The 25,436-nt window shown below is 37.6% G+C and carries 17 protein-coding genes, 3 tRNA genes and 1 rRNA gene; 14 read left to right on the plus strand and 7 right to left on the minus strand.

Translation table 11 applies throughout. The features are described from left to right. The first annotated feature begins 25 nt into the window (after positions 1 to 25). Positions 26 to 760: a fumarylacetoacetate hydrolase family protein gene (locus ACFFHK_RS09645; protein ID WP_382371895.1), complete on the plus strand. Its 735-nt coding sequence runs from the start codon at positions 26 to 28 to the stop codon at positions 758 to 760. A gap of 94 nt (positions 761 to 854) precedes the next feature. Here the strand turns inward: ACFFHK_RS09645 and cysZ are convergent, their stop codons facing one another. Together cysZ and ACFFHK_RS09655 are read right to left on the minus strand one after the other, a co-directional pair. Beyond that, on the minus strand, positions 855 to 1,598 hold the full coding sequence (gene cysZ / locus ACFFHK_RS09650; RefSeq protein WP_382371923.1) for a sulfate transporter CysZ: 744 nt from the start codon (positions 1,596 to 1,598) through the stop codon (positions 855 to 857). A gap of 9 nt (positions 1,599 to 1,607) precedes the next feature. Beyond that, the gene (locus ACFFHK_RS09655; RefSeq protein ID WP_382371925.1) at positions 1,608 to 2,453 is read right to left on the minus strand and encodes a patatin-like phospholipase family protein; all 846 of its coding nucleotides are present in this window, start codon (positions 2,451 to 2,453) and stop codon (positions 1,608 to 1,610) included. A 158-nt stretch (positions 2,454 to 2,611) separates the two neighbouring features. Here ACFFHK_RS09655 and zipA point away from each other — a divergent pair, with 158 nt between their 5' ends. Beyond that, a complete protein-coding gene (zipA, locus tag ACFFHK_RS09660) occupies positions 2,612 to 3,604 on the plus strand; it encodes a cell division protein ZipA (RefSeq protein ID WP_382371897.1) in 993 nt (330 codons plus the stop codon). Between the two features lie 91 nt (positions 3,605 to 3,695). Here zipA and arcA read toward each other — a convergent pair whose 3' ends face one another. The 3 genes from arcA to tyrS all read right to left on the minus strand — a co-directional run bounded on the left by arcA (position 3,696) and on the right by tyrS (position 7,491). Beyond that, positions 3,696 to 4,409 carry a two-component system response regulator ArcA gene (gene arcA / locus ACFFHK_RS09665; protein WP_382371899.1) on the minus strand — a complete coding sequence of 238 codons (714 nt, stop codon included), beginning with the start codon at positions 4,407 to 4,409 and terminating at the stop codon, positions 3,696 to 3,698. Positions 4,410 to 4,619: 210 nt separating this feature from the next. After that, entirely contained in the window at positions 4,620 to 6,209 is a 1,590-nt protein-coding gene (prfC, locus tag ACFFHK_RS09670; protein ID WP_382371900.1) for a peptide chain release factor 3, read from the minus strand. A 94-nt stretch (positions 6,210 to 6,303) separates the two neighbouring features. Next, entirely contained in the window at positions 6,304 to 7,491 is a 1,188-nt protein-coding gene (gene tyrS, locus ACFFHK_RS09675) for a tyrosine--tRNA ligase (RefSeq protein ID WP_382371902.1), read from the minus strand. Positions 7,492 to 7,977: 486 nt separating this feature from the next. On the opposite strand from tyrS, the gene pntA reads away from it, so the two are divergent. From pntA to pdxR, 7 genes are all read left to right on the plus strand, one after another. Further along, a complete protein-coding gene (gene pntA, locus ACFFHK_RS09680; protein WP_382371904.1) occupies positions 7,978 to 9,510 on the plus strand; it encodes a Re/Si-specific NAD(P)(+) transhydrogenase subunit alpha in 1,533 nt (510 codons plus the stop codon). 10 nt (positions 9,511 to 9,520) lie between these two features. Continuing rightward, entirely contained in the window at positions 9,521 to 10,894 is a 1,374-nt protein-coding gene (gene pntB, locus ACFFHK_RS09685; RefSeq protein WP_382371906.1) for a Re/Si-specific NAD(P)(+) transhydrogenase subunit beta, read from the plus strand. Positions 10,895 to 11,050: 156 nt separating this feature from the next. Continuing rightward, the gene (gene dapD, locus ACFFHK_RS09690; RefSeq protein ID WP_382371908.1) at positions 11,051 to 11,878 is read left to right on the plus strand and encodes a 2,3,4,5-tetrahydropyridine-2,6-dicarboxylate N-succinyltransferase; all 828 of its coding nucleotides are present in this window, start codon (positions 11,051 to 11,053) and stop codon (positions 11,876 to 11,878) included. Between the two features lie 129 nt (positions 11,879 to 12,007). Continuing rightward, positions 12,008 to 12,526: a hypothetical protein gene (locus ACFFHK_RS09695; RefSeq protein WP_382371910.1), complete on the plus strand. Its 519-nt coding sequence runs from the start codon at positions 12,008 to 12,010 to the stop codon at positions 12,524 to 12,526. Positions 12,527 to 12,853: 327 nt separating this feature from the next. Next, a complete protein-coding gene (gene gltB, locus ACFFHK_RS09700) occupies positions 12,854 to 17,320 on the plus strand; it encodes a glutamate synthase large subunit (protein WP_382371912.1) in 4,467 nt (1,488 codons plus the stop codon). A 70-nt stretch (positions 17,321 to 17,390) separates the two neighbouring features. After that, positions 17,391 to 18,818, plus strand: coding sequence for a glutamate synthase small subunit GltD family protein (locus tag ACFFHK_RS09705; RefSeq protein WP_382371914.1), 1,428 nt, complete (start codon positions 17,391 to 17,393; stop codon positions 18,816 to 18,818). Positions 18,819 to 18,913: 95 nt separating this feature from the next. Then, positions 18,914 to 20,329, plus strand: coding sequence for a MocR-like pyridoxine biosynthesis transcription factor PdxR (gene pdxR / locus ACFFHK_RS09710; protein ID WP_382371927.1), 1,416 nt, complete (start codon positions 18,914 to 18,916; stop codon positions 20,327 to 20,329). Positions 20,330 to 20,355: 26 nt separating this feature from the next. On the opposite strand, the gene ACFFHK_RS09715 is transcribed toward pdxR, so the two are convergent. Together ACFFHK_RS09715 and hemL are read right to left on the minus strand one after the other, a co-directional pair. After that, complete coding sequence (locus ACFFHK_RS09715) at positions 20,356 to 21,747, minus strand: DegQ family serine endoprotease (RefSeq protein ID WP_382371916.1); 1,392 nt, start codon at positions 21,745 to 21,747, stop codon at positions 20,356 to 20,358. 176 nt (positions 21,748 to 21,923) lie between these two features. After that, positions 21,924 to 23,216 (minus strand): glutamate-1-semialdehyde 2,1-aminomutase, encoded by a 1,293-nt coding sequence (gene hemL / locus ACFFHK_RS09720; protein WP_382371918.1) that lies wholly within the window; start codon positions 23,214 to 23,216, stop codon positions 21,924 to 21,926. 163 nt (positions 23,217 to 23,379) lie between these two features. Between hemL and wecA the strand changes: the two genes are divergently transcribed. The 5 genes from wecA to ACFFHK_RS09745 all read left to right on the plus strand — a co-directional run. Next, on the plus strand, positions 23,380 to 24,459 hold the full coding sequence (gene wecA, locus ACFFHK_RS09725; protein WP_382371919.1) for a UDP-N-acetylglucosamine--undecaprenyl-phosphate N-acetylglucosaminephosphotransferase: 1,080 nt from the start codon (positions 23,380 to 23,382) through the stop codon (positions 24,457 to 24,459). A 187-nt stretch (positions 24,460 to 24,646) separates the two neighbouring features. Continuing rightward, positions 24,647 to 24,723, plus strand: a tRNA-Arg gene (locus tag ACFFHK_RS09730). Between the two features lie 48 nt (positions 24,724 to 24,771). Continuing rightward, positions 24,772 to 24,847, plus strand: a tRNA-His gene (locus tag ACFFHK_RS09735). A 9-nt stretch (positions 24,848 to 24,856) separates the two neighbouring features. Beyond that, positions 24,857 to 24,933, plus strand: a tRNA-Pro gene (locus ACFFHK_RS09740). Between the two features lie 165 nt (positions 24,934 to 25,098). Further along, positions 25,099 to 25,436: ribosomal RNA gene (locus ACFFHK_RS09745) — 16S ribosomal RNA — on the plus strand; the annotation flags it as partial.

A 25,436-nucleotide genomic window follows, 5' to 3' on the forward strand; every position in this document is an offset into this window, starting at 1 on the left:
AGTTATTATCAGCGGAGTAAATGCTATGTCATATATTTTTACCCCACCACCAGTTATTGCAATTCCTGTGGTAGATAGCGATCGGCTTTTTGCGGTACGGCGTATTTATTGTGTTGGACGAAACTATGCAGCCCATGCTCGAGAGATGGGGCATGATCCTGATCGTGAGCCACCATTTTTCTTTTGTAAGCCAGCAGATGCGATTCGTCCAGTTATACCAGGAGAAACTTATGCATTTCCTTATCCAAGTTTGACGGAAAACCTGCATTATGAGGGGGAATTAGTCGCTGTGATAGGTAAGGCTGGGCGAAATATTTCTGCAGAGAGAGCATTAGAACATATTTGGGGCTATGCTGTCGGATTAGATATGACACGGCGTGATTTACAAAATCAGATGAAAGCAATGGGGCGACCTTGGGAGGTGGGGAAAGCATTTGATGCTTCTGCACCGATTGGTCCAATTTATCCTGTCAGCAAAGTGGGGCATATTACTTCTGGTGCTATCTGGCTAACAGTGAATGGGGAAGAAAAGCAGCGTGGTGATATTTGCGATTTGATTTGGTCTGTGGCTGAAACGGTTGCTCATTTATCAACCTTATTTACCTTAGAACCTGGTGATATTATTTTTACTGGTACACCTGAAGGGGTGGGAAAAGTAGTGTCAGGTGATCAGATCAGAATGGGAATTGATCAATTAGGAGAATTAAATATAAAAATTGTCGAAAATGAAAGGGCTATTTCAGATAACAGCGAAATTTAGCTTTAGTTGAAAATGTGATAAATATTCATTTGCGTAATTTTTTATTCATAAATTAAATAACCTACTTTAACAAGTAGGTTATTTTATTCATTTATTAATTATTATGGCGATATTGCTCGACCCACATTGCCGTCGCACCACAAACCGCAACTGGCATAACAATAAAATTTAATAGTGGAATAAATGCACAACTTGCTACTAAACTACCAAAAGTCAAATTAAGCATTCTGCGTTGTGCTAATTGCTGTTGCATCATAGGAAAGCTAATTTTATGGTTATCGAAAGGGTAATCACAATATTGAATAGCCTGCAACCAAGCGGTAAATAAGAAAAAGAGAATAGGAATTAACGTTTGTCCAATAACAGGGACAAAACCTAATAAAAAGAGAATGATAATGCGCGGCAAGCTATACCAAAGTTTTTGCCATTCTCGTTTAAACATTCTTGGTAAGTCTTTGATAAAGTCGAAAATGCCATCAGAGTTGCCTGTTTGCCCAGTCATAAGCAATTCAACTTTTTCTGCTAATAAACCGTTAAAAGGCGCGGCAATAAAACCAGCCAAAGTAGTAAAAATAAAGTAATACAAGAATAAAATCATGAGTACCGCTAGAGAGGTAATAATATAAGTTAACCAACCTAGCCAATCTGGCATAAAAGTAAGTATCCAATCTGTTAAATGATTAATCTGTTGCATCAATAACCAAAAAACAAGGCTAAGCAGTAAAATATTTAACATAATCGGCATGATGACAAAACGCTTTAATCCTTTGCTTTTAATAAGATGCCAACCAAGCACAAAGTAGTGCCAGCCTTGTTTAATATCGGAATAACTCACAATGTTCTCCTTTTAGATTGAAGATAGATATTGTCTTAATTCAGGTAAGATCTGTTGTGCATCATTGATGCCTAAATCATACATTGCTTGGATTTTATTGGGATCTTTTTCAATCCGTTTAATCGGCAATGTTTGTGAAGGACGAATAACGAAAATTTCTTGTCGTTTGTCAGCTTCAATAATCTGTTCAACTTTTTGATTATAGTCTAAATAACGATGCGCTAGTTTTTCAACTAAATGCGGATATTGCCAATAAAATACGTTAAAAATCCATGAGGGTGTTTTTTTCTTACGATATTCTAATGGGCGGGTCAAAATGACAATAATTTTGTCATAACCTAATTGACGACACTTTTCCAATGGAATACTGTCAGCAATGCCGCCATCTAAATAACGTTTCCCTTCAATTTCAACCATTTTAGAAACAAAAGGCATAGCAGAAGTTGCACGTAGTACTTCCATTTCAGCCAAAGGACGGTTTAATTTGATATATTCAGCTTCGCCAGTTTCAACGTTGGTTAATGTTGCATAGAAATCAATATTTGATGTAACAAAGGCTTGCTCATCAAAGGGATCAAGGTTGATAGGCAGATCATAAAAGGCAAATTCTTTATTAACAATATTGCCTGTAGTGAATAGACTGCGTAGGCTGATATAACGTGGATCGTTGAGATATTGTAAATTGTAACGTAATACACGACCTTTTTGTTTTGAGGGGTAATTGACGCCAAAGAGAACGCCCGCCGAAACACCGACAATACCATCTACATTAATATTTTCTTCAAGAAAGATATCTAATACACCAGCGGTATATAGACCTCTCATTGCGCCGCCTTCTAAAACTAAACCAACTTTCATATGTTTTCCGCTTGTTAAAAACGGCATGATCTTATCTTTTACTTAACGGAATGTCTATGCAGGTTTTTAGAAAACAATCTGGAAAAAATATGGTAAGCTATAAGCCGTTTACGCTAAAATATTCAACATTCATAGCTATAAAAATTGGGTGAATGACAATGGATTTACAACAAATATTAATTCTGCTTGGTGTGCTTGCATTAGGTATCTTAATTGGGCATGGAATATGGTCAAGTCGTCGCGAAAAGGCACAATTTGAAAAATCTGCACAACAATTTGAGCGACACAAACGTTCTACAAGTACGTCTCAATTTTCACCACAAGGTTCAAGCTATTCTTCTCAACAATCAGGCATATTACCACAATCAATAGATAATTCATTATCATCACAACACGAAGATTCACCAGTAAATATCACAGGAGAAATTGTTCAATCTGAACGTTCAGTTGAACAGGATATTCCTTATCAAGCTTCTTTACCGTTAGAAGAAGATATCACTGAACCTTCTGTGGAAAGACAAGTTGAGAATATTAAAATTACGCTACCTAATTCACAAAATGGGATTGAAACAGATAATAAATCTATGCCCAATAATGTTGTTGAGCAACAGCGAGATAGTGATATGCTTTTTGTTGATAGCGAAGACAGAGCAACTGAAACTGTAGCGCAAGAGGTAAAAACAGAGCAGAACCTAGCAGTAAATAATACTGTAGAGCCTAAAGAAACGGTTTCTTATAACCAGCAAAAACCTGAGTTTATTATGTTATATGTCGTCGCACCAGAAAATCGCCAATTTTACGGTACACATATTCATGCCGTGTTGGAGGAGTTAGGGTTTATTTTTGGTGAATATAATATTTATCATCGTCATTTAGATGTCAACATGGTGAATAGCCCAGTGATTTTTAGCGTAGCAAATATGATACAACCAGGTACATTTGATCCAAGTAACTTTGATAATTTTTCGACTGTTGGCTTAACATTATTTATGCGATTGCCATCACCAGGTAATGATATTGTTAATTTTAGAATGTTATGTTGTGCAGCGGAAACATTAGCAGAAAAATTAAATGGTTTTGTGTTAAATGGTCATCGTGAAATTTTTACCGATGAAAGTCGCGATGAATATTTAGAATTATTAAGATCTTAATACTTAATACAAAAATAGCACCAGAAAGGTGCTATTTTTATTTTTCACACAAAAAATACCTAAAAAGGTGCTTTTTTAATAGATAATATTTTTATTCAGATTCTAAATCGCCACAGAAACGATAGCCTTCACCATGAATAGTGGCGATAATTTCTGGTGTGTCAGGGTGATCTTCAAAATGTTTACGAATACGGCGGATTGTTACATCAACTGTACGGTCGTTCGGTTTAAGATCACGCCCCGTCATCTTTTTCAATAAATCATCACGAGTTTGAATTTTGCCAGGATTTTCACAGAAATGTAACATTGCACGGAATTCACTACGTGGTAATTTTTGAGCCACGCCTTCAGGATTAATTAATGTGCGACTATTGATATCTAATGTCCACCCATTGAATTGATATTTTTCAATATGTTTATGGTTATTAGTGCTTTTATCCGCCATAGTGCGTTGTAATAAATTGCGTGTACGAATAGTTAATTCACGGGGGTTGAATGGTTTAGTGATGTAATCATCAGCACCAATTTCTAAACCAAGAATGCGATCCACTTCATTATCTCGCCCAGTTAAAAACATGAGTGCAATATTATTTTGTTCGCGTAATTCGCGAGCAAGTAATAATCCATTCTTCCCAGGTAGATTAATATCCATAATCACTAGATTAATTTTTTGTGCTGCTAATTGTTGATTCATTTGAGTGCCATCAACAGCTTCAAATACACGATAACCTTCCGCTTCAAAAATATCTTTAAGCGTATTACGTGTAACCGCTTCGTCTTCGACAATCAGAATTTTAGGTGTCATTGTACTGATCCTTATAAACTAAATTTAATGAAACTTTTGCTAAATTCATAAAAATTGTGATGTATTTTAACGAGCAGAAATAATAAGAACAATAATAAATGTTAAATTTGTTACATTATTGGGAAATTCTATGATCTAAGTCAGAAGTTATAATAAAAACAGATTCTTGGTGTTTTATTATGAGAAAACACCAAGAAAAAGAAATAAATATTAATGCTCTCTGGTCTTGAAAAAGATGACGTCTGGATAACGTTCTTGGGTTAAATTTAAATTCACCATTGTTGGGGCTATATAGGTGAGATTATCGCCACCATCTAATGCCAGATTTTGTTCGTTTTTACGTTTAAACTCTTCCAATTTTTTCGCATCAGAACATTCAACCCAACGTGCTGTAGCAACATTCACTGTTTCATAGATAGCTTCTACGTTATATTCCGTTTTTAAACGTGAAACAACCACATCAAATTGTAAAATTCCAACCGCACCAACGATTAAATCGTTATTTGTTAAAGGACGGAATACTTGTACAGCTCCCTCTTCAGATAACTGAACTAATCCTTTTAGCAGTTGTTTTTGTTTAAGCGGATCTTTTAAGCGAATACGACGGAATAATTCTGGGGCAAAGTTTGGAATGCCAGTAAATTTGAGATCTTCGCCTTGTGTGAAGGTATCACCAATTTGAATCGTACCGTGATTATGTAAACCAATAATATCGCCAGCAAAGCTTTCTTCAACATGGCTACGATCACCAGCCATAAATGTGAGCGCGTCAGAAATGATGACATCTTTACCAATGCGAATATGGCGTAATTTCATTCCTTTTTCGTATTTACCCGAAACAATCCGCATAAAGGCAACACGATCGCGGTGTTTTGGATCCATGTTTGCTTGGATTTTAAAGACAAAACCAGCGAAATTTTCTTCGGTTGCTTCGACTTGACGTACATCAGTTTGACGTGGTTGTGGCGCAGGTGCCCATTCAGTTAATCCGTCTAACATATGATCCACCCCAAAGTTGCCGAGTGCCGTACCAAAGAAAACAGGGGTTAACTCGCCTTGCAAAAATAGTTCAAGATCAAATTCATTGCTTGCCCCTTGAATGAGTTCTAATTCATCACGTAGTTGTTGCGCTAAATCTTCGCCAACAGTTTGATCTAATTCAGGATTATTTAACCCTTTGATGATACGGATTTCTTGAATGGTATGACCTTGCCCCGTTTGATATAAATAGGTTTCATCTTTATAAAGGTGATAAACGCCTTTGAATAACTTACCGCAACCAATCGGCCAAGTAATAGGTGCGCAGTGGATTTTCAATACATTCTCAACTTCATCTAATAGTTCCATTGGATCACGAATATCACGATCGAGTTTATTCATAAACGTAAGAATTGGGGTATCACGCAAACGAGTAACTTCCATTAATTTAATAGTACGCTCCTCAACCCCTTTTGCCGCATCGATAACCATTAAACAGCTATCTACTGCAGTTAATGTACGATAAGTATCTTCGGAGAAGTCTTCGTGTCCAGGTGTATCTAATAAATTGACTAAGCAGTCGTTGTAAGGAAACTGCATTACGGAAGTAGTAATTGAAATTCCACGTTGTTTTTCCATTTCCATCCAGTCAGATTTTGCGTGTTGATTTGAACCACGCCCTTTCACTGTTCCTGCGGTTTTGATCGCTTGTCCGTAAAGTAACACTTTTTCTGTAATGGTTGTTTTCCCTGCATCAGGGTGAGAAATAATCGCAAAAGTTCTGCGTTTATTAACTTCATCGAGAAACATTTGAGTTGTCATAATAATAATAAATGATTAAAAAATAGGCTGTTAAATTAAGAGAATACGTCTTTTCTCTTTGATATTTAATAAAAAGAAAAGACGTTATATTTTGTTATTGTACGCTTACTTTAGCGAACTTACGTTTACCTACTTGATAAATAGCGGTAGAAGCGGTGATGATTAGTTTACTATCTTCGACTTTTTCACCATCAATTTTTACCCCACCTTGCTTAATCATGCGTAACGCATCTGAGGTTGAAGCAACTAAATTTGCTTCTTTTAACAAGTTAGCGATCGGCATTTCGCCTTGGAAAGTGAATTCTGGCATTTCATCTGGCATTGCCCCTTTTTGGAAGCGTTCGATAAAGGTTTGTTCTGCGGCATCGGCGGCTGCTTTATCATGGAAACGCTCAATTAATTCTTTTGCTAAGAGAATTTTGACATCACGAGGATTACGTCCGTTAGCTACATCTTGTTTTAATAGCACAATTTCATCTAGTGAACGGAAAGAGAGAAGATCATACCAACGCCACATCAGTTCATCAGAAATTGACATTACTTTGCCAAACATCTCATCAGGTGATTCTGAAATACCAATATAATTGCCTAATGATTTTGACATTTTTTTCTCACCATCTAGACCCTCTAGTAATGGCAATGTCATAGCAACTTGTGGTTTTTGACCACGAGCTTTTTGCAATTCACGTCCTACTAACAAGTTGAATTTTTGGTCTGTTCCACCTAACTCAACGTCTGCTTCCAATGCAACAGAATCGTAACCTTGTAATAAAGGATAGATAAACTCATGAATAGCAATAGATTGATGATTTGCAAAACGTTTTTTGAAGTCATCACGTTCTAACATACGAGCAACAGTATATTGAGAAGCTAAGCGAATCATTCCCTCTGTACCAAGCTCGCCTAACCAAGATGAGTTGAAGACAACATGAGTTTTTTCAGGATCTAAGATTTTATAGATTTGTTGTTTATAAGTTTCTGCATTACGTAATACATCTTCACGAGTTAATGGTGGGCGAGTGCTATTTTTACCTGATGGATCACCAACCATACCAGTGAAATCACCAATTAAGAAATAAACTTCATGACCGAGTTGTTGGAATTGACGGAGTTTATTTAAAACAACAGTATGACCAAGGTGGATATCTGGGGCAGTTGGATCTGCGCCAAGTTTAATTTTTAATGGACGATTTTCTTTAAGTTTTTCAATAAGATCTTCTTCTGAAAGGACTTCTTCAACACCGCGTTTTAGTTCAGCAAGAACCTGATTTATCTCACTCATATTTCGTTCCTAGATTAATAAAATTTAAAACCTGTTCATTATAAGGATTATTCGTTAAATGGAAAGTGAACTACATATATTTGCCGATTTTTAGGCAAAAAAAAGCCTCTTTTGTGGGGAAAGAGGCCAAATGTTGGAGTGATTATCAAAAATATTATGGTTTAAATATAAATGAAAATTATTCTCAATAAAATGATAATTACAAATATTTACACTGTGAAGGAAAGGCGTGTTTTCAAATGAGTCAGATAAAAAGAGATAAATAGCAAATTTTTTTAATACCAAAGAATTTAACTAAAAATTTACAATGGCTTAACCTATTAATTTTATTTGTAATTTCATAAAAAAAGATCTTCTTTTTATATAATTTAATGATACAGTTAATGAACTTAGGCTCAACGTCATTTAGAGATTGAGTCTATTTATTTGTTTGGTGGGATAAATGCTTATCCTAATGAGTAACGAGCTGATTTTTAAGGAATAATTATGCTAATTGGTGTACCTAGAGAACTGCTCGATAAGGAATGTCGTGTGGCGGCAACGCCAAAAACCGTGCAACAAATTAAAAAGCTCGGTTTTGATGTCATTATTGAGCAAAATGCAGGCTTTAGAGCAAGTTTTGAAGATCACGCTTTTGCAGAAGCAGGAGCAGAAATTGGAACGGGTGAGCAAGTATGGCAAGCTGATGTCATATTAAAAGTAAATCCACCAACGGATAATGAAATTGCACAAATCAAGGAAGGGGCAACGCTAATTAGCTTTATTTGGCCTGCGCAAAATTCTGAGTTGATGCAAAAATTGTCGGCGAAAAAAATCAATGTATTAGCGATGGACGCTGTACCAAGAATTTCTCGCGCGCAATCATTAGATGCATTGAGTTCAATGGCTAACATTGCGGGTTATCGTGCCGTGGTAGAAGCTGCGCATGAATTTGGCAGCTTTTTTACTGGACAAATTACCGCAGCAGGTAAAGTACCGCCAGCGAAAGTATTGGTTATTGGTGCAGGTGTTGCTGGATTAGCGGCGATTGGGGCAGCAAATAGCCTAGGCGCAATCGTCAGAGCATTTGACTCACGTCCAGAAGTAAAAGAACAAGTTGAAAGTATGGGGGCGTCTTTCCTTGAGATTAATTATCAAGAGGAAGGCGGAAGTGGCGATGGTTATGCAAAAGTAATGTCGGAAGAGTTTAATCGTCGCGCCTTAGCTCTTTATGCAGAACAAGCAAAAGAAGTGGATATTATTATTACTACTGCGCTAATTCCAGGTAAACCAGCACCACGTCTGATTACTAAAGAGATGGTTGCTTCTATGAAACCGGGTAGTGTTATTGTAGATTTAGCGGCTGCAACAGGTGGTAACTGTGAGCTTTCTAAAGCAGACGAAGTGGTTGTTACTGATAATCAAGTGAAAATTATTGGTTATACTGATTTACCAAGTCGTTTGCCAACACAATCTTCTCAATTATATGGCACAAACTTAGTGAATTTACTGAAATTATTGTGCAAAGAGAAAGATGGTATCATTAATATTGACTTTGAAGATGTGGTACAACGTGGTGTTACGGTGATTCGTGATGGTGAGGTAACTTGGCCTGCGCCTCCAATTAAAGTTTCTGCACAACCACAAAAACCAAAAGCCATTGTAAAAGAAGAAAAAATGGAAGAGAAAAAGACAAATCCAGTGCGTAAAATTGGTTTAATTGCGACAGCGATTGTCCTTTATATGTGTATTGCTTCTGTTGCGCCAGCAGCATTTTTATCTCACTTTACCGTATTCGTTCTTTCTTGTGTGGTGGGTTATTATGTGGTTTGGAATGTTAGCCATGCATTACATACACCATTAATGGCGGTAACGAATGCAATCTCAGGTATTATTATTGTGGGGGCATTGTTACAAATTGGACATGGACATTTTATTGTGAGTGTCTTGTCATTCATCGCTATTTTAGTCGCAAGTATCAATATTTTCGGTGGGTTTAAAGTAACTCAACGTATGTTGGCGATGTTTAGAAAAGGTTAAGGAGTAGATCATGTCTGAAAGTTTTGTACATGCCGCCTATATTATTGCTGCGGTATTATTCATCATGAGTTTGGCTGGATTATCTAAACATGAAACTGCCAAAGCGGGGTGTTGGTATGGCATTGTGGGAATGGGCATCGCTTTATTCACCACCGTATTTGGACCACATACCCATGGACAAACTTTGATCATCATTGCGATGGTTATTGGGGCGATTTTAGGTATTCGTAAAGCCTTAAAAGTTGAAATGACAGAAATGCCCGAGTTAGTGGCGTTGTTACATAGCTTTGTTGGTTTAGCCGCGGTATTAGTCGGTTTTAATAGTTATCTTTCTCACGATATTACGGATCCAACTTTAGCAAATATTCACAATGTTGAAGTCTTTTTAGGCGTATTTATTGGTGCAGTAACCTTTACTGGTTCTATAGTTGCATTTGGTAAGCTACGGGGGATTATCAACTCAAAAGCATTAATGTTGCCACATCGTCATAAATTGAATTTATTGGCATTAGTTGTTTCTTTCTTATTAATGCTTTGCTTCTTGAATTCACCTACATTATTGCCACTTTTATTAATGACAGTGATTGCATTAGTCTTTGGTTGGCATTTAGTAGCCTCTATTGGTGGTGCGGATATGCCTGTTGTAGTGTCTATGTTGAATTCTTATTCTGGCTGGGCAGCAGCGGCGGCAGGCTTTATGTTAAGTAATGACTTATTAATCGTTACAGGAGCATTAGTTGGTTCATCGGGTGCAATCTTGTCATATATCATGTGTCGTGCAATGAATCGTTCGTTTATCAGTGTTATTGCTGGTGGATTTGGGAATGATGTCGTTGCGAAAAGTGATGAGGAACAAGGTGAATATCGTGAAGTGAAAGCGGAAGAAGTTGCCGAAATGTTGAAGAATGCCAATTCAGTAATTATTACCCCAGGATATGGTATGGCGGTTGCTCAAGCACAATATCCTGTAGCAGATATTACGCAAAAATTACGTGAAAAAGGCGTGAATGTTCGTTTTGGTATTCACCCTGTTGCGGGGCGTTTACCTGGGCATATGAATGTTTTATTAGCGGAAGCAAAAGTGCCTTATGACATTGTATTAGAAATGGACGAAATCAATGATGATTTTGCTGATACAGATGTGGTATTGGTGATTGGGGCAAATGATACTGTTAACCCAGCTGCGCAAGATGATCCAAGTAGCCCTATTGCGGGTATGCCAGTATTAGAAGTTTGGAAAGCACAAAATGTTGTGGTTTTCAAACGTTCAATGAACACAGGATATGCAGGGGTACAAAATCCATTATTCTTTAAAGACAATACGCAAATGTTATTTGGCGATGCAAAAGAAAGCGTGGATAATATCTTAAAAGCATTAAATTAATTTTTACCTTTAGAGGCTGTTTCAACAGCCTCTTTTCTTTTATTCAAGGCTAATTAAAATACAATAGATCCTATTTATTTCCTTCTTTGGCTTTTTCTTACCGCTAAAATGTGGTAAAACTACATTCTTTTTTGAGTATTTCATTTAGGGAAGATCATGTCAAACTTACAACAAATTATTGAAAATGCGTTTGAAAGACGTGCAGAAATTACCCCAACAACTGTAGATGCAGAAACTAAAGCAGCAGTAGAGCAAGTGATTCAAGATCTTGATAGTGGGAAACGTCGTGTAGCAGAAAAAGTGAACGGCGAATGGGTAGTTAATCAATGGTTAAAAAAAGCAGTATTGCTCTCATTCCGTATTCATGATAACCAAGTAATGGAAAGTTGTGAAACGAAATATTATGACAAAGTACCAATGAAATTTGCTAATTACGATGAAGCACGTTTTAAACAAGAAGGTTTTCGTGTGGTTCCGCCAGCAGCAGTACGCCAAGGCGCATTTATTGCTAAAAATACAGTATTAATGCCATCTTATGTCAATATTGGTGCTTATGTTGATGAAGGAACAATGGTTGATACTTGGGCAACAGTTGGCTCTTGTGCACAAATTGGTAAAAATGTACACCTTTCTGGTGGTGTTGGCATTGGTGGTGTATTAGAACCATTACAAGCTAATCCAACAATTATTGAGGATAACTGTTTTATCGGTGCTCGTTCAGAAATTGTAGAGGGGGTGATTGTTGAAGAAGGTTCTGTAATTTCAATGGGCGTCTTTATTGGACAAAGTACCAAAATCTACGATCGTGAAACAGGTGAAATTCATTATGGTCGCGTGCCAGCAGGTTCAGTTGTTGTTTCAGGCAGCTTACCAAGTAAAGATGGTTCTCATAGTTTGTATTGTGCAGTTATCGTGAAAAAAGTCGATGCAAAAACCCTTGGAAAAGTGGGTATTAATGAATTATTAAGAACGATTGATGAATAGTTTTATTGATTAATTTGTCTTAACCCAACCTATTTCTTGGCTTAAGAATAAGAAATAGGTTTATTTTTTTAGGCTTAACGGCTAATAGAGTAAATAAATTACTTATTAAATAGATATAAGGAGTTCAAAATGAAAAAAACATTATTAGCAACTGTAGTATTAACCGCTTCGTTAGCATTAACTGGGTGTTTTGATAAAGATACGAAAGAAGCTGTAACTAATGCAGCAACAGAAGTAAAAGATGCGGTAGCAGACAAAGTTGAAGATGTTAAAGAAGTTGCAGCTGAGAAAGTAGAGCAAGCAAAAGATGCCGCTGCAGAAGCAAAAGATGCGGTAGCAGACAAAGTTGAAGATGTTAAAGAAGTTGCAGCTGAGAAAGTAGAGCAAGCAAAAGATGCCGCTGCAGCAGCAAAAGATGCGGTAGCAGACAAAGTTGAAGATGTTAAAGAAGCGACAGCTGAGAAAGTAGAGCAAGCAAAAGATGCGGTAGCAGACAAAGTTGAAGATGTTAAAGAAGTTGCAGCTGAGAAAGTAGAGCAAGCAAAAGATGCTGCTGCAGAAGTAAAAGAGGCAGTAGCGGACAAAGTTGAAGAGGCATCAAAGGCTGTAGCAGATAAAGCAGCTGAATTAAAAAGCGAAACTAAATAATTGGTTTCAATGACACCGTTATAGGTGTGTTTTTTATTTACTATTATTAGCGATCAAAACCTCATACTCACTGTTAGTATGGGGTTTTCTTTTATATAAAAAAACAAGAAAAGTTTATATTTTCTTGAGAATGGTTCTCATCTAAACAAAGCGGTTTTTATTAATCGATTTATAAGAAAAATAGAAAAAAATAATATATAGATTAATGAAAAAACAAAAATAATAAAATTTATCAAAAATGCTTTGACTATACTTTATTTTTTTTGGTATGTTCAAATTCCTCTAAATAAATAATAAAACAATAAACACAACATTAAGGAATCTATTATGCTTTATAACAAAGATGAGGTTCGTGAGAACTGCGGCTTTGGCTTAATTGCACACCTTGAAAGTGAGCAGAGTCATAAGGTTGTGCGTACCGCTATATTAGGTTTATCTAGAATGCAACATCGTGGTGCGGTGTTGTCTGATGGTAAAACTGGAGATGGTTGTGGATTGCATTTACAGATGCCAAAACGCTTTTTTCATTTTATTGCGGAAGAACAAGGGTTTAAATTAAATAAAAACTTTGGTGTTGGACAAATCTTTTTTCCAACAGATCCCGTTTTAATCGAACAATATAGTGCCATCATTAAAGAAGAACTAACTAAAGAAACGTTAACTATTACGGCATGGCGTGATGTTGCGATTAATCCATCTGTCTTAGGATCTATTGCTGCGGCAAGTTTGCCTGCGATTAAACAAGTATTTGTAAATGTTCCTGCTGGTTGGGGAATCAAAGATATGGAGCGTCGTCTATTTATGGCACGCCGTCGCATTGAGAATCGTATTGATCACCCAGATTTTTATATTTGTAGCTTTTCTAGTCAGATTATTATTTATAAAGGATTATGTATTCCAAAAGATCTGCCTAAATTCTATTTAGATTTAGCGGATTTACGCATGGAGAGTGGTATCTGTTTATTCCATCAACGTTTTTCAACTAATACCTTACCAAAATGGAAGTTAGCACAACCTTTTCGCTATTTAGCACATAATGGTGAAATTAATACAATTTCAGGAAACCGAGCTTGGGCGAGAGCGCGTGCTTATAAATATCACACCCCATTAATTCCAGATCTGCAATCTATTGCGCCATTTGTGAATGAAACAGGTTCGGACTCTAGTTCGTTAGATAATATGTTAGAGCTATTTGTGAATGGTGGTATGGACTTATTCCGTGCAATGCGTTTACTTATTCCACCTGCATGGCAACACAATCCAGATATGGACGATGACTTACGCGCTTTCTATGATTTTAATTCAATGCATATGGAACCATGGGACGGTCCAGCGGGAATTGTATTGAGTGATGGTCGTCATGTGGCTTGTAATTTAGATCGTAATGGTTTGCGTCCAGCACGTTATGTCATTACGCAAGATAAATTGATCACGATTGCCAGTGAAGTGGGGATTTGGGATTATGCACCTGATGAAGTTGTCGAAAAAGGACGTATAGGTCCAGGTGAATTATTAGTGATCGATACTGAGCATGGCAAATTAATTCATTCACAAGAAATTGATAAAGAATTGAAAGAGCGCCACCCATATCGTGAATGGCTGAGTCGCAATGTACACCGTTTGATTCCATTTGAAAATATTCCAGATGATCAAATTGGACAAGCAGAATTAAATGGTCAACAGCTACGTACTTATCAAAAACAATTTGCCTATGACAAAGAAGAGTTAGAAAGTTTAATTCGTGTATTAGGTGAGAATGGACAAGAGGCGGTTGGCTCAATGGGTGATGATACGCCATTTGCAGTGCTTTCAACTCGTCCACGTGTGATTTATGATTATTTCCGTCAATATTTTGCTCAAGTAACCAATCCGCCAATCGATCCATTGCGTGAAGCGCACGTGATGAGTTTGAATACCAGTATTGGGCAAGAGATGAGCGTCTTCTTTGAAACAGAAGGAATGTCGCATCGTGTTAATTTTAAATCGCCAGTCTTGCTTTATTCTGATATGCAACAGTTATTGGGATTGCCGCAAGAGTATTATAAGCATCAAATTCTCGATGCAACTTATAACCCTCAAGAAGTTAGTTTAAAACAAGCGATTGAAGACTTAGCAACTCAAGCAGAAGAGGCGGCTCGCCAAGGTGCGGTATTAGTTGTTTTATCTGATCGTCAAATTGCAGAAAAACGTGTACCAATTCCAGCAGCACTGTCCGTTGGTGCGGTGCAACAACGTTTAGTGGAAAAGAATTTACGTTGTGATTCCAATATTATCGTTGAAACAGGTTCTGCTCGTAATCCACATCATTTTGCGGTGTTACTTGGTTTAGGGGCAACAGCTGTATATCCATATTTGGCCTATGAAAGTTTAAGTGAGATGGTCGCCAATGGGGCAATCAATAAACCATTACGTACTGCACTGTTAAACTTCCGTAAAGGTATTGATAAAGGCTTATATAAAATTATTTCAAAAATGGGGATTTCAACCATTTCATCTTATCGTTGTGCCCATTTATTTGAAGCCGTTGGACTTAATAAAGAGATTGTTGAACTATGCTTTAAACGTATTACCTGTCGTATTGAGGGGGCTTCATTTGCGGATCTGGATAAAGATATGCAAGCGTTGCAACGTCAAGCATGGCGCTCAAGTGTTGCCTTACCGACAGGTGGTTTCCTTAAATATAAACCAGATGGTGAGTATCACGCTTATAACCCAGATGTGGTGAATTATTTGCAACAGGCAGTGAATAGTGGTGATTACCAGATTTATCAAAAATATGCAGATACGGTGAATAAACGTCCAATCGCGACAATTCGTGATATGTTGCAGCTCAATTTGGATAAAAATAAAGCCATTTCAGTGGATCAAGTTGAGCCAGCAGAAAATCTGTATAAACGTTTTGATACCGCAGCGATGAGTATTGGCGCATTAAGTCCAGAAGCCCATGAAGCCTTAGCGACTGCAATGAACCGTTTAGGAGGGTATTCAAACTCTGGTGAGGGTGGTGAAGATCCTCGCCGTTATGGTACAGAACGTGTTTCTCGGATTAAGCAAGTTGCATCGGGTCGTTTTGGCGTAACACCAGCGTACTTAATGAGTGCAGAAGTTATCCAAATTAAAGTGGCACAAGGCGCAAAACCAGGTGAGGGTGGACAATTACCAGGCGATAAAGTAACGCCATATATTGCACAGTTACGTTATGCCGTACCAGGTTCTACGTTAATTTCACCGCCACCACATCATGATATTTATTCGATTGAGGATTTGGCTCAATTAATTTTTGATTTAAAACAGATCAATCCGAAAGCCTTGATCTCGGTGAAATTAGTATCGTTACCTGGGGTGGGCACCATCGCAACAGGTGTAGCAAAAGCCTACGCTGATTTGATTACGATTGCTGGCTATGATGGTGGTACAGGGGCAAGTCCATTATCGAGTGTGAAATATGCAGGCTCGCCTTGGGAATTAGGTTTAGCAGAAGCACAGCAAGCTTTGGTAGAAAATAACCTTCGTCATAAAGTACGGTTACAAGTTGATGGCGGATTAAAAACAGGCTTAGATGTGATCAAAGCAGCAATCTTAGGGGCTGAAAGTTTTGGTTTTGGGACAGGACCAATGATTGCGTTAGGTTGTCGTTATCTACGTATCTGCCATCTCAATAATTGTGCAACTGGTATTGCAACTCAAGATGAAAAACTCAGAAATGAGCATTATCACGGCTTGCCAGAAAAAGCGATGAATTACTTTAAATTTATTGCACAAGATGTACGTGAATGGTTGGCTAAATTAGGCGTTGAGAAATTAACCGATCTGATTGGTCGTACTGATCTCCTTACAGTGATTGAGGGGCAAACTGCAAAACAACGTGGTTTAGATTTAAGTAAATTACTGTATGCGCCGCAAGTGCCAGCAGGAAGTGCAAGATATTGTACGCAAAGTAATCCACCAATGGATAAAGGTTTGCTTAATAAAGCCATTTTAAAAGAGGTGGGTGATGCTTTTGATTATAATGATGAGCAACATCTTGATTTGACCTTTGATGTGAATAATACCGACCGTTCGGTAGGAGCAACCTTGTCAGGTATGATTGCCAACAAATATGGCAATAATGGACACGCACGTAAAACGGTTGATATTCGCTTGAATGGTACTGTTGGGCAAAGTTTTGGCGTATGGCTGGCTGGTGGGGTAAGTTTATATCTGACTGGCGATGCGAATGACTATGTTGGTAAAGGTATGGTTGGCGGTAAGATTGTAATTCGTCCGCATACAGGGGTGAGTTTCCAACCAGAGCTTTCTACGATTGCAGGAAATACCTGTCTTTATGGCGCAACGGGCGGTAGCTTATTTGCTTCAGGGCGTGTTGGTGAGCGTTTTGCCGTACGTAATTCTGGTGCAACTGCGGTCGTTGAGGGAATTGGCGATAATGGTTGTGAATATATGACTGGAGGCGTGGTTTGTGTATTGGGTAAAACTGGTATCAATTTTGGTGCAGGTATGACGGGTGGTTTTGCTTATGTGCTGGATACTGACGGAAAATTCCGTAGCAGAATTAATCCTGAGTTAGTAGAAGGATTAGCTATTACTGATCTCCCAACTCACCAAGAACATTTACGCGGTTTATTAACTCGACATTATGATGAAACACATAGTCCGTTAGCGGAACGCATCTTGCATAATTGGGCTGATTATGCTGATAAATTTGTATTAGTGAAACCAAAAGCCAATGATGTAAATGCGTTATTAGGACATCAACGTCGTACCGTAAATGAACTCGGTGTCGTAACACAATAATTTTCCATCGCATCGCCTTAACTTTAATCATTAAGGCGATCATTAAGACGAATACAAGGAAAAATGAAGCATGAGCCAGCAAGGAAATATCTATCAATTTATCGATTTACCACGAATTGATCCGCAGAAAAAATCATTAGAACAACGGAAAACGAAGTTTATCGAGATTTATCAAATTTTTGATGAAACCCAAGCAAAAGCACAAGCCGATCGCTGTTTAGCTTGTGGTAATCCATATTGTCAACATCGTTGCCCATTACATAATAATATTCCTGATTGGTTAAAATTAACCTATGAGGGTAGAATTATTGAAGCCGCAGAGTTAGCACATGAAACGAATACTTTACCAGAAGTGTGTGGTCGAGTATGCCCACAAGACCGTTTATGTGAAGGAGCGTGTACGTTAAATGCAGAATTTGGTGCGGTAACCATTGGGAATATTGAAAAATATATTACGGAAACGGCATTAGCGATGGGGTGGCGACCAAAAGTGAAAGATGTGCCACATTCAGGGAAGCGAGTTGCTGTGATTGGTGCAGGTCCAGCAGGATTGGGGTGTGCAGAGTTATTAATTCGCAATGGCGTGTCTGTTACAGTATATGAACGACAAGCAGAAATCGGTGGCTTACTGACTTACGGTATTCCAGCGTTTAAACTGGAAAAAGATGTTATGAGTCGTCGCCGTGAAATTTTTACTGAAATGGGAATGGAATTTAAATTAGGCGTTACGATTGGCGAAGATGTTCAATTATCCGAATTAGTTGAGCAGTATGATGCCGTTTTTTTAGGTGTAGGAACATATCAAGGAATGAACGCAGATATTCCAAATGAAGACGCTGAGGGTGTGTATTCTGCGTTGCCATTTTTAATTGCTAATACTCAACATTTGTTAGGGCAAAATCCACAAAATTATGTGTCAATGGCAGGAAAACGCGTTGTCGTTCTAGGTGGTGGTGATACTGCAATGGACTGTGTGCGTACCTCTGTGCGTCAACAAGCAGCAGAAGTAACCTGTGTTTATCGCCGAGATCAAGCCAATATGCCAGGTAGTCGCAAAGAGTTTGTGAATGCCAAAGAAGAGGGGGTGAAATTCCAATTTAATGCACAACCAGTAGCTATTGAAGCTGAGCCAGTTGCAGTGGTTACGGAACAAGGACGAGTAACAGGTATTCAAGTGGTGGAAACCACAATGGGGGAACCAGATCAAAATGGTCGTCGTCGGGCAGAAATTGTTGCAGGCAGTGAACGTGTGATCCCTTGTGATGCGATTATTGTTGCATTTGGTTTTGCACCGCACGCGATGCCATATTTAGCCGAAGTTGGTGTTACAACAGATCAACGTGGTCGTATTGAACTCAAAGGTGAATTTACACAACAAACCGCCAATCCAAAAGTCTTTGCTGGTGGCGATGTAACCAGAGGTTCCGATTTGGTGGTTACTGCGATTGCAGAAGGGCGAGATGCCGCCAAAGGTATTTTAGATTATCTTAATGTGTAATAACGGTAGCTGATCGTTTGTTATTTATAGAGAGTTGGTTAGATAGTTAATCAACTCTTTTTGTTTTTAGAAATAAAAATAACGTATCTATTATGATGAAATATTTAGCATACCAATTAGATAAATCATTACCTCAACCGCTTTATTTACAACTTTATCAGCAGATTAAAAATGCAATTCATCAAGGAAAACTTACACAAGGTGAGGCATTACCGTCAAAAAGGCAACTCTGTGATTACTTAAAGATTAGTCAAAATACTGTAGAAAATAGTTATGCTCAATTACTTGCAGAGGGGTATATTGAATCCAAACCAAGAGTTGGATATTTTGTTTCAACACAATTATTACCACCTGAGTTATCTACCAATGGGGTAAGGCATTCTTTAATCAAATCAAACACAAAAATATGGCGATATGATTTCAATCCCAATGTTATCGATACACAACATTTCCCTTTTGAGCGCTGGAAAAAGATTCAAAAGCGTTTATTTAGCAAAAAATATGCACATTTGTTGGCTTTAGGTGATAGACAGGGTGAAGAGGATTTACGAATACAAATTGCAGAATATTTACGATCTGCGCGCGGCGTTGAATGTTTACCAGAACAAATTGTCATTAATGCAGGAATAGAATTGTGTTTAATTCAGTTAATGCTGTTATGGCAACATTGTTACCCTCAACAACAAGCACACTATGCGATGGAGGAATTGGGTTATTGGGTGGTGGAGCGATTGTGGCAGAGTTATGGGCAATTAGTAACAAAATTACCGATTGATAATCAAAGTCTAAAAATTGATCTCACTGAATTAGCTAAACAAGAGGTAGATTTCGTCTATATTACCCCGTCTCATCAATATCCTTTCGGGAGTGTATTGACAATCAATGAAAGACAAAGATTATTGACTTGGGTAAATCAACAGCCGCAACGTTATTTAATTGAAGATGATTATGACAGTGAATTTCGCTATCAGGGGAAACCGATTCCCGCACTAAAAAGTTTGGATCAGCATGATAAAGTAGTTTATTTGGGCTCATTTTCAAAAGTGATGATGCCATCTATTCGTGTTTCTTTTATGGTGTTACCTGAAAAACTGTTAAGCTATTATCAGCAACATATTAGCTTTTTTCATTCATCTGTTTCTCGTGTGGATCAACAAATTCTTGCAACGTTTATGCAAACAGGAGAATTTGAGAAGCATATTAATCGAATGCGAAAACAATATAGACGTAAAATGGAATTATTGTGTCAAATATTAAAACAATACCCACACAAAATCCGATTTTTTGGTGAAAGTTCAGGCTTTTATTTGTTGATTGAATTACTTAATGAAACACGAACGATCGTAGAACTTACCAAATTAGCAGAACAACAACAAATAAAAGTGTACCCAATCGATTTTCATCGCCGAATTTTATTTGTATTAGGATTTGGTAATTTGCGTGAAGTAGAATTATTGACGGGGCTAGAATCGTTATTTGATTGTTGGGGAATAAAAAAGCCTACTCAATAAATTGAGTAGGCTCATTAAGGAGAATATTAACGAATAAATAGGTAAAAATTATTTTTACCACGAATAATATTTAATGCCACGGCAGATGGTTTGCCATCTAAAATTTTACGTAACTCACCGAGATTACTGATTTTATGGCGGTTAATACCAATGATGACATCACCTTTTTTCAGACCAAGTTGTTCTGCTTTAGAGTTTTGTTTCACGTCTGCAATAACAACACCTTTTAGATCTTTTTCATTGTAATTTTTTAGATCAGCGCCGTCTAAACCAGAGATAACACTATTGCCACTTGCAGCAGTTTCATTGTCTGCTTGTAGTTTCACTTTAACAGTATTAGATTTACCATCACGTAAATATGTTAGTTCCATCTCTTTTCCAGCACCAGTAGTTGCAATTTTGGCACGAAGCTCGGAGAAACTATTAATCGCTTGACCATTTAATGCAGTAATGATATCGCCTGCTTTTAACCCTGCTTTTGCCGCAGCGGAATCAGGTAATACTTCACTAACAAAAGCGCCTTTTTGTGCTTTTACATCAAAGGCCTGAGCGAGATCTGCATTTAATTCTCCCCCTTTAATACCTAAAACACCACGTTTTACTTGTCCAAACTCAATAATTTGTTGAGCTAAACTGTTTGCCATATTGCTTGGAATTGCAAAGGCAATACCAACATTCCCCCCATTTGGCGCAATAATTGCGGTATTAATACCAACTAATTCACCTTTTAAGTTAAGTAATGGACCGCCAGAATTTCCACGATTGACTGCGGCGTCCGTTTGGATATAATTTTGATAGCTGTCAGTACCATCATCAGCAGAGCGTCCTAAAGCTGAAATAATGCCAGAAGTAACGGTTTGACCTAAACCAAATGGGTTACCCACTGCCATCACAAAATCGCCGACTTTCACTTTATCAGAATTTGCTATTTTAATTTGCGTTAAATCTTTGGCATTTTCTAGTTTTAATAAAGCCACATCAGACATTGCATCATTACCAAGTAATTTTGCTTTATATTCTCTACCATCGTTTAATGTAACAGTAATTTTGTCTGCGCCCTCAACAACATGATTGTTGGTTAATACATAGCCTTTATCTGCATTAATAATAACACCTGAACCTAACCCTTTAAATTGACGTGGTGAGCGTCTATTAAATTGCTCGCCAAAGAAAAATCTAAATTCAGGTGGAAGATCGGCAAAAGGGTTATTTATCATGGTATCTTCATTATTGACCCCTTCAACAGAAATCGTTACAACTGCAGGTAGAACTTGCTCAATGACAGGTGCTAAACTTGGTGTCGTATTGGCGGTATTTTCTAAAAGAGGTATTGGAAGGTTGGCATGGCTAGGCAGTGAAGCACAAAGTACACTTAATCCTAAAGCGATATTTGTTAATACAAAATTTTTCTTTTTCATATAAACATTTCCTATTTTAGTTTAATCGTTTCTTACGAAATACGTTTCGCGACGCCTGAGACAATAAGAAAGATGGAAATGTTCCCTAATTCACAAATGATTAGTGAAAAAATAAACAAAATAACCTATTTTAGTGAAGAAAATGGCATAATTTTAACCATTATGCCATGAAAGAATTAATGTTCATTTTTCAATGCTTGAAACGTAATATCAGCTGCTTTTAATGTATTTTGAATATCTTCATCACTATGTGCTAACGACATAAAACCTGCTTCAAATGCAGATGGGGCAAGATAAACTCCTTGTGATAGCATTTTATGGAAGAATACTTTAAAACGTTCAATATCACACTTCATTACATCAGCGTAACTTTCTACCGTTGTACTTTCGGTAAAGAAAATACCGAACATTCCCCCGACATAATTCACTACTAACGGAATTTGATGTTTATTGGCGAGATTTTTTAATCCTTCGGCAAGTATTTTAGTTTTTTCGGCTAATATAGTTTCATTACCTGGTTTAGAAAGCTCTGTTAAACAAGCAATACCAGCAGCCATTGCAATAGGATTGCCTGATAAGGTGCCAGCTTGATATACAGGGCCAGTTGGTGCAATGTATTGCATAATTTCTTTTCTTCCACCAAATGCACCAACTGGCATACCGCCACCGATAACTTTCCCTAAACAAGTGAGATCTGGTTGTACACCATAATAAGATTGCGCGCCAGCCAAAGCGACACGGAATCCAGTCATTACCTCATCAATAATTAAGAGTGCATTATATTGATCACATAGTTGGCGTAATCCTTGTAAGAATCCTGGTTTAGGTGGAATACAATTCATATTTCCCGCAACAGGCTCAACAATAACACAAGCAATTTCCTCGGGATAATGTTTAAACATTTTGGCAACAGAATCTAAGTCGTTGTATGTGCAAGTTAAGGTATGTTTCGCAAAATCAGCTGGTATGCCAGGCGAGCTAGGTTGACCAAGGGTAAGCGCGCCAGATCCCGCTTTGACTAATAAAGAATCAGCGTGCCCATGGTAACAACCTTCAAATTTAATAATTTTGTCTCGTTTTGTATAACCTCTAGCAAGGCGAATTGCTGACATGGTCGCTTCGGTTCCAGAATTAACCATTCTGACCATCTCAATAGACGGAACAAGTTTGCAAACTAATTCAGCAAGTTTGATTTCCAATTCTGTTGGTGCGCCGAAACTCAATCCATTTTGTGCTGTTTCAATAACAGCATTTAGAATAGTATAATGATTATGACCGAGTATCATTGGTCCCCACGATCCAACGTAATCAATATATTGTTTACCCTCTTCATCATAGAGATAAGCACCTTGTGCTTTGTGAATAAATACAGGTGTACTTCCCACACCATTAAATGCTCTTACAGGAGAGTTCACTCCACCAGGAATTACTTTTTGCGCTTGTTCAAATAACGTTTTTGATGATGTCATAATTTATTTTCTCATGATTATTAAATGCAGAAAGTATTGTACTTGAAATCAAGAAATAATGAAAAAAACAAATGTATTAGATTAGACTTTGTGCTATTCTCAGCAACCATTCCAGCCTAATATCTCTAATGTAACAACGCGTATTTTAAGGGGTGTTATAAATATGTGGTTGAGTTTTTTATTAACATTTTTAAGCTCATTTCTGGCATTAATTTTAATGCGTCCGATTGCGGTAAAAATTGGATTAGTAGATAAACCAAATTATCGCAAACGCCATCAAGGTCTAATTCCACTGATTGGAGGGATTGCATTATTTATTAGTAATGTATGTTACTATTTTCTTGAATGGCATGATATGCGCTTGCCTTACCTTTATTTGATTTGTGTAACTGTATTATTGGTCATTGGTGTATTAGATGACCGTTTTGATTTAAGCCCTTTCTTGCGTGCTATTGTTCAAGCTGTTTTAGCACTATCAATGATTTATGTTGGTGATCTTTCTTTAAATAATTTAGGTGAAATTATTGGTCCATTCCAAGTAACATTAGGGGCTGCAGGTATTGTAATTACTGTTTTTGCTACGATAGCGATTGTTAATGCGTTCAATATGATTGACGGTATTGATGGCTTACTTGGTGGACTTTCTAGTGTTTCTTTTGCCGCTATTGGTATCTTATTAATGCTTGATGGACAGGTTGATTTAGGTGCCTGGTGTTTTGCATTAATCCTATGTTTAATTCCTTATATTCTTTTTAACCTTTCTATTTTTGGTGTAAAAAATAAAGTTTTCATGGGAGATTCTGGTAGCACACTAATTGGTTTTACCATGATTTGGATTTTACTATTAAGCACCCAAGGACAAGGACACCCAATTAAACCTATCACAGCACTATGGCTGATAGCTATTCCATTAATAGATATGATTTGTGTTGTTATTCGTCGTTTGAAGAAGAAAAAGAGCCCATTTAGACCAGATCGTTTACATGTCCATCATTTGATGGTTAGAGCAGGTCTAACATCAAGACAAGCCTTTCTTGCTATTACTTTAATGGCAGCTATTTGTGCTGGATTTGGCATTTTAGGTGAAATTTATTATGTCAATGAATGGTTGATGTTTTTTGGCTTTATCCTACTAATCTTCTTATATGGTTATTCAATTACTCGAGCTTGGCGTGTTACACGTTTTATTCGTCGTATTCAACGGAGATTGCGTAAAGCAAAAGGCGCTGTTGTTCGCTTATAAAGAATAAAATAGTATTAAATTTATTGATAAATCATGATAAATCATATGTTATTGAATATTAATTAATAGAAAAATGGCTAAAAAATAACAAGAAAGAATAAATTATCGCCAAACAAAAAAAATATGAAAAAAAAACTAGACAGCTAAAATGAAAGTCATTAATATACGCCCCGCAACGACGCGATGAGCGCTCGTAGCTCAGTTGGATAGAGCGTTGGTCTCCGGAGCCAAAGGTCTCAGGTTCGAATCCTGTCGAGCGCGCCAGCTCGATGTGGTTTGATGATTAACGTACTATCAACTAAAAAAACAATGGTGGCTATAGCTCAGTTGGTAGAGCCCCGGATTGTGATTCCGGTTGTCGTGAGTTCGAGTCTCATTAGCCACCCCATTATTCTGACGGCGAGTAGCGCAGCTTGGTAGCGCAACTGGTTTGGGACCAGTGGGTCGTAGGTTCAAATCCTATCTCGCCGACCATTTTATTTTGTTCTTTAAAAACCAATACAGACAATCTGTGTGGGCACTTGTTGATTGATTTTGAAATGAATATAGATATTGAAGTCTTAATAGGTGCTTAAACTAGAAATTCATTAGTGATTAGAGCTAAGAAAGAAGCTAAGTAGTTATTGAGCGATGAAACTTAAATTGAAGAGTTTGATCATGGCTCAGATTGAACGCTGGCGGCAGGCTTAACACATGCAAGTCGAACGGTAACAGGGGAAAGCTTGCTTTCTTGCTGACGAGTGGCGGAGGGGTGAGTAATGCTTGGGAATTTGGCTTATGGAGGGGGATAACCACGGGAAACTGTGGCTAACACCGCGTAAAATCGAGAGATTAAAGTAGTGGGACTTTCGGGCCACTAGCCATAAGATAAGCCCAAGTGAGATTAGGTAGTTGGTAGGGTAAAGGCCTACCAAGCCGACGATCTCTAGCTGGTCTGAGAGGATGGCCAGCCACACTGGGACTGAGACACGGCCCAG

This window comes from Gallibacterium trehalosifermentans, assembly GCF_042433055.1.
Taxonomy (GTDB): domain Bacteria; phylum Pseudomonadota; class Gammaproteobacteria; order Enterobacterales; family Pasteurellaceae; genus Gallibacterium; species Gallibacterium trehalosifermentans.